The sequence below is a fragment of the Bacteroides sp. genome (genome assembly GCA_036351255.1).
Taxonomy (GTDB): domain Bacteria; phylum Bacteroidota; class Bacteroidia; order Bacteroidales; family UBA7960; genus UBA7960.
The window spans coordinates 1-2,169 of the sequence record JAZBOS010000005.1 but is presented as its reverse complement, the minus strand read 5'-3'; the positions used below and the strand labels follow the sequence as shown (position 1 = coordinate 2,169).

Genomic DNA, 2,169 nt, shown 5'->3' with positions numbered 1-2,169 from the left:
CCCTGTCCGTTCCGATCCCCAATGTAAAGAGCCCTGAGGGACTGGTAACAACCTGGTGCAGTTCTTCCCAGATCAAAGCCTGGTTGCGGTCAAGGTTGATGATTCCCACTTCCACGGTCAGTTCCCGGCCGGCCAGGATGGTGCCGTCCGCATCCCTCGCCACGCCCTGGTAATTCATGCCTGTCCCGGGCTGCGCATTCAGGGTAATGGTCATGAACACTGCCAGGAGGATTGCAAATTGCTGTACGTATTTGCTTCTTTTCATAGTTATCAGGTTTTATTACCTGACCAATTTACAAAGAAAAAGGTTGTAAATAAAGCAAAGCATGATCCAGGGAGGGCGTTTAGTATTTCAAATACCTGCACGAACTGCAGCGATTTTTTTCCTGAATCATTTGGCGAAACAAGTGGAATGGTATATTTTCGATCACCGGTTTTGAACAAAAGTTCCTATTCTGCATTAATACCAATGTTTATCTTTCATTCATGATTAATTGAATGAAAGATAACAGACAGCACAACCAGTGATCCATGGCAGGCAAGATAAAAGAAGAGAACATTATTGACAGGCTGATCATTACGCCTTTTCAGAAATTTGCAAGAATCGAGGGATTGGGAGGCATTTTGCTTTTCGGGGCAACCGTTATCGCCATTTTCTGGGCAAATTCACCCTGGGGAGATATCTATCAATCCATATGGGAATACAGGATCGGAGTGGATGCCGATACCTTTGAACTCACCAAGCCCTCCATGCTGTGGGTAAATGATGCGCTCATGGCCGTGTTTTTTTTCCTGATCGGACTTGAGATTAAACGGGAACTGCTGATTGGTGAACTGAATAGTCCGCGCAAAGCCGCCCTGCCGCTTTTTGCAGCCATGGGAGGGATGATTGTTCCTGTTTCTCTTTATTTTATTCTGAATGACAATCCTGCCAGTGCTTCGGGATGGGGGATTCCCATGGCCACAGATATTGCCTTCTCTCTTGCCATCATCAATGCATTGGGTAAACGCGTTCCTGTGGCCCTGAAAGTGTTCCTGACCGCCTTTGCTATCGTGGATGACATTGGTGCCGTGCTGGTCATTGCCATTTTTTACAGTGAAGAGATCAAGTATGTGCTTATATTGCTCGCATTTCTCCCGATGATCCTGCTGGGTATCCTGGGGTACCTCGGGTTTTATTCAAAGTACCTCTGGATTGCACTGGGTGTAGTTGTCTGGCTCCTGTTTCTTAAGGCAGGTATCCATCCCACAATTGCCGGGGTAATGCTGGCTTTCACCGTGCCGATCAGGCGCCAGGTGAATGTAAAAACCTACACCGACCAGATGCACAAACTGATTCATAATATTGAAACCACCGCAAATGTTGACAAGACCATTCTGAGTGACAAGCAGATCCAATACCTGGACGATCTCGAGGAATGGACCGTGAAGGTGCAATCTCCACTCCAGCACCTTGAGCACAAGCTTCACTACTGGGTGGCCTTTTTTATCATGCCGCTGTTCGCCCTTGCCAATGCCGGTGTGGTGTTTGATGTTGGATTGGGGATCGACTGGCAACTGGTGCTGGTCATTGCTGTTTCACTGTTCCTGGGCAAGTTTATCGGCATACCGCTCTTTACCTACATCGGTTTACGCCTGAAGCTCACGGAGTTGCCCAACAGTATGACCTTTTCAAACGTATTCGGTGCGGCCCTGCTTGCCGGTGTGGGCTTTACGATGTCCATCTTTATTTCCAACCTTGCATTCACCGATGACCCTGTCCTGACGAATTCCTCGAAGATCGGCATCCTGATTGGTTCGCTTGTATCCGGTCTCACAGGATATATCCTGATGCGGTATACCTGTAAGCTGACCCGGTCCCCTGAAGGTTATGCGCCGGTTGATCCAGTTGACGGACAAAAAAAGGTGCAGAATTGTTAAGAAAATGCTAATAATCAGGAAAAAAAGCGAAATTCTTTTAAAAATCCGGGGTTAGTGTTTCTTTGAATCGTATCTTTGTATAGTTTTGTGAGTTCACTATTGAACTCTTGTATTAATTTATTTATTTTTTCTTATGAACATTTTTTGTGCAAAATTGAATTATGACACACAGGAAGAGGATCTCAGATCCGCTTTCGAAGCGTATGGAGAAGTCAGCTCTGTAAAGATTATTATGGACAAATTCTCTGG

3 protein-coding genes are annotated in these 2,169 nt (G+C 46.1%); 2 read left to right on the top strand and 1 reads right to left on the bottom strand.

Annotated elements, in window-relative coordinates; all coding sequences use genetic code 11:
- Positions 1-265, bottom strand: a 265-nt coding sequence (locus V2I46_00215) for a hypothetical protein (GenBank protein MEE4175908.1), incomplete at its 3' end; no start/stop codon positions are given.
- Positions 266-531: 266 nt separating this feature from the next.
- Here V2I46_00215 and nhaA point away from each other — a divergent pair.
- Complete coding sequence (nhaA, locus tag V2I46_00210; protein MEE4175907.1) at positions 532-1,920, top strand: Na+/H+ antiporter NhaA; 1,389 nt, start codon at positions 532-534, stop codon at positions 1,918-1,920.
- A 133-nt stretch (positions 1,921-2,053) separates the two neighbouring features.
- The coding region (locus tag V2I46_00205) for an RNA-binding protein (protein MEE4175906.1) at positions 2,054-2,169 on the top strand (116 nt) is incomplete at its 3' end.